General features: G+C 68.8%; 4 protein-coding genes and 1 other RNA gene. 4 read left to right on the plus strand and 1 reads right to left on the minus strand.

Annotated features, from left to right (window positions below; all coding sequences use genetic code 11):
* The first annotated feature begins 121 nt into the window (after nt 1-121).
* Complete coding sequence (locus tag D7Y13_RS39995) at nt 122-685, plus strand: hypothetical protein (RefSeq protein WP_120585902.1); 564 nt, start codon at nt 122-124, stop codon at nt 683-685.
* Between the two features lie 10 nt (nt 686-695).
* On the opposite strand, the gene rnpB is transcribed toward D7Y13_RS39995, so the two are convergent.
* An RNA gene (gene rnpB, locus D7Y13_RS40000) (RNase P RNA component class A) lies at nt 696-1,089 on the minus strand.
* Between the two features lie 94 nt (nt 1,090-1,183).
* On the opposite strand from rnpB, the gene D7Y13_RS40005 reads away from it, so the two are divergent.
* The 3 genes from D7Y13_RS40005 to D7Y13_RS40015 all read left to right on the plus strand — a co-directional run bounded on the left by D7Y13_RS40005 (nt 1,184) and on the right by D7Y13_RS40015 (nt 3,322).
* On the plus strand, nt 1,184-2,035 hold the full coding sequence (locus D7Y13_RS40005) for a formylglycine-generating enzyme family protein (protein ID WP_158620500.1): 852 nt from the start codon (nt 1,184-1,186) through the stop codon (nt 2,033-2,035).
* A gap of 89 nt (nt 2,036-2,124) precedes the next feature.
* Nucleotides 2,125-2,574, plus strand: a complete 450-nt coding sequence (locus D7Y13_RS40010) for an AAA family ATPase (RefSeq protein WP_120585904.1) — start codon at nt 2,125-2,127, stop codon at nt 2,572-2,574.
* Nucleotides 2,561-3,322 (plus strand): tRNA(His) guanylyltransferase Thg1 family protein, encoded by a 762-nt coding sequence (locus tag D7Y13_RS40015; RefSeq protein ID WP_120585905.1) that lies wholly within the window; start codon nt 2,561-2,563, stop codon nt 3,320-3,322. The genes D7Y13_RS40010 and D7Y13_RS40015 overlap by 14 nt, the downstream gene beginning before the upstream one ends.
* Nucleotides 3,323-3,464: the final 142 nt, after the last annotated feature.

Consider the following 3,464-nt stretch of genomic DNA (forward strand, 5'->3'; position numbering starts at 1 on the left):
GGGGCGGGGGGCACCTGCGCAAGCAGGGCGTCGAGGGCGTTCGGGGTCTTCATCGCCGCTCCGCATACACCAACGCGCAGTTGGATGCAGCGCCCGTGGCCGGGTAGAACCGCGCTCCGCCATGCGCCTTCCGCCCCTGAACGTCCTGCTGTCCGCCTTCGTACTGCTGGGCACCGCCAGCGCCTGCATCGTGGAAGCCCCCGGGGGCGCCAGCCCCGAGGAGCGCCGCGCGGCCACCGTCACGCAGGTGCCCCCGCTGTCCATCCGCAGTGGCGCCAACCTGGGCGGCAAGGTGGAGGTGGTGGGCGCTTCGGTGCAGCCGGGCCGCATCCCCGCCGGGGACCAGGCGCGCGTCACCGTGTTCTTCAAGGTGCTCCAGCCCCTGGAGGAGGACTACCTCGTCTTCGTCCATGTGGAGGACGCGGACGGGCGGATGGAGCGCCTCAACGTGGACCACAAGCCCGCGGGCGGGCTGTACCCCACGACGCAGTGGAAGGTGGGGGAGACGGTGAAGGACGAGTTCGTCGTCGCCTTGCCGCAGGGCACCACGCCGCGCGCGGTGAACGTGTGGATGGGGTTGTGGGAGCCGCGCAATGACTCGCGGCTTCCCATCAACAACCCGGAGGCGGTGCGCAACGACGGCAAGGGGCGCCTGCTGTTGGCGCAGGTCCCCGTGGGCGGATGACAGGGAAAAAAACCGGAGCGGCCCTGTAAGCCGGGTTTTGTCCCCACCCCTTTCGGGATGGGTGATGAACATTCATCTAGGGCCCTGGTTGCCCAGGGGCCTCATCAGCGAGCAACCCGAACGCGTAGGACGGGCCATCCCTGTCCTCTTTCGAGGACGCGTTCCTATTGGCTCTTGCTCCAGGTGGGGTTTACCGAGCCGTCCGAGTCACCCCGGACGCGGTGCGCTCTTACCGCACCGTTTCACCCTTACCCGCCCCCTTGCGAGGACAGGCGGTCTGTTTTCTGTGGCACTTTCCTGCGAGTCGCCTCGACTGGCCGTTAGCCAGCACCCTGCCCTGTGGAGCCCGGACTTTCCTCCCGCCATCCATGCCTGCGATGGCCGGCGTTCACCCGGACCGCTCCGGCACCCACGGGGATACAACAGGGGCCCTCGCGGGTCCACTGTCGGCAAGGCAGGATGTTCAGGGAGCGCTCGCGAGCCCAGGAGCCCCTCCGCATGACACGCCTTCCCTTGCGTCCAACCGTCATCGTCGTCCTGTGGGCCCTGGGCTGTGGTGCCTCGGGCAGCAAGGCGGTCGTGCCCGACACTCCGGCACCCGCGCAGGAGAAACCCGCGAGTGGAAGGGTGTGGCTGCCCGCCGGGCGCTTCGAGATGGGCTCTCCGGCGGGAGAGGCGGGGCGTGACGTGGACGAGGGGCCTCGGACCGAGTGGGCGTTCGAACGCTTCCAGATGGACCTCACGCCCGTCACCACGCGGGCGTTCGCGGCGCTCCAGGAGCAGGTGCGCGCGAAGGATCCTCAAGCGCGCTGGTGGACCGACGCGCAGACGCCCGGGACGTGGCAAGGCCGATGCAACCTGGAGTCTCCGCGCGCGGATCATCCGGTGAACTGCGTGGACTGGCGTGCGGCGCGCGCGTACTGCGAGCTGGTCGGCGGTGCGCTGCCCACCGAAGCGGAGTGGGAGTACGCGGCGCGGGCCTCGACCACCACGCCCTGGTGGTGGGGAGCGTCCTTCGACACGGAGCACGTGGTGGGCTCGGTGGCATGTGCCACGCGGGGCTGCGCCGGGAGCACGGCCCCGGTGGTCCAGGCCGGCGCGCGCTGCAATGCCTGGGGCCTCTGCGACATGGTGGGGAACGTGTGGCAGTGGACCGCGACCGCGTACCAGGAACAGTTGGGGGCGGAGGAGGGAATGGCCGAGCCCTCGGACGTGCCGGAGAAGCCCGTGCATCGGGGCGGCTCCTGGCTCAACCACGTCCCGTCCCTGTTCCGGTCCGCCCATCGCGGGCTGGCGTACCCGAAGAACGGTCTGACCGGTGTCGGCTTCCGCTGCGTGCGCAGGCCCTGAGCGTTCGCCGTCCGGGGACCTGTCGGGTTCCGGTGCTCCAGAACGTCCGGAGCCGCTCGCGGATGAATACCGTTTGAGCGGAGGCGCGGGTGGAAGCGGTCATCTTCACGGGGATCCAGGGGACGGGAAAGAGCACCTTCTTCAAGGAGCGCTTCTTCCACACCCACGTCCGCGTCAGCCTGGACCTGCTCAAGACGCGCCACCGGGAGGCCGTGCTCCTGCGCGCGTGCCTGGGCGTGCAGCAGCCGCTGGTGGTGGACAACACCAACCCCACCGTGGAGGAGCGCGCCCACTACCTCGGTGCCGCGAAGAGCTTCGGCTTCCGGGTCGTGGGCTACTACTTCCAGTCGAAGGTCGCGGACGCGCTCGAGCGCAATGCCCGGCGCTCCGGGGAGCAGCGCGTGCCGACGGTGGGCGTCCTCGGCACCTACAAGCGCTTGCAGGTCCCCAGCCCCGAAGAGGGGTTTGACGCCCTCTTCTTCGTCCGCCTGTCCGCGGACGGCTTCATCGTGGAGGAGTGGCAACGTGAAGTTCGATGAGCTGGACGAGAAGATGCGCGTCTTCGAAACCGCGCACGACCTGTGCGTGCTGCCCGGCGTCTACATGGTGGCCCGCCTCGATGGCCGCGGCTTCACGCGGCTGACGAAAGAGGTGCACGCCTTCGAAAGCCCCTTCGATGTCCGCGTCCGGGACCTGATGGTCGCGACGACCGGACACCTGATGAACTGCGGCCTGCGGGTGGTCTACGGCTACACCCAGAGCGATGAGATTTCGCTGCTGTTCCACCCGAGGGAGGACTCCTTCGGGCGCAAGACGCGCAAGCTCAACTCCATCCTCGCGGGCGAGGCCAGCGCGAAGTTCTCCCTGCTCCTGGGCGACCTGGGCGCGTTCGACTGCCGCATCTGCGAATTGCCGAACGCGGAGCTGGTGCGCGACTACTTCCGCTGGCGCAACGAGGACGCGCACCGCAACGCGCTGAACGCGCACGGCTACTGGAGCCTGCGCCGCGAGGGCAAGGGCGTGGAGGAGGCCACGAACGCGATGCTGCGCCTGTCGGTGGCGCAGAAGAACGAGCTGCTCTTCCAGCGGGGCATCCACTTCAACGAACTGCCCAACTGGCAGAAGCGGGGGACGGGCCTCTATTGGGAGACGTACGCGAAGGAGGCCCTCGACCCGAGGACGGGCGAGGCCGTCTTCGCGGAGCGCCGGCGCATCAAGGTCGACTTCGAGCTGCCCATGAAGGACGCCTACAGTGACTTCGTGCGGTCCCTGCTGGAGGCGGCTTGAGTCACGAGAGCTGCATTTCGTGATTGTCCGGGGCATCCAGTCGGTGGCGGCCGCGCGCATCGGTGACAGGCAATGGCGGTGCGCGCACCGCCCGTATGGGGTTTCCACGTCGGGGCGACTGTCTTTGCGCGGGGGGCTTGTC

This window comes from Corallococcus praedator (genome assembly GCF_003612125.1).
In the GTDB taxonomy this organism is placed as follows: Bacteria; Myxococcota; Myxococcia; order Myxococcales; family Myxococcaceae; genus Corallococcus; species Corallococcus praedator.

Coding starts and splice junctions, on each gene's coding strand:
- D7Y13_RS39995 (WP_120585902.1), top strand. CDS start 122: ATGCGCCTTCCGCCCCTGAACGTCCTGCTGTCCGCCTTCGTACTGCTG.
- D7Y13_RS40005 (WP_158620500.1), top strand. CDS start 1,184: ATGACACGCCTTCCCTTGCGTCCAACCGTCATCGTCGTCCTGTGGGCC.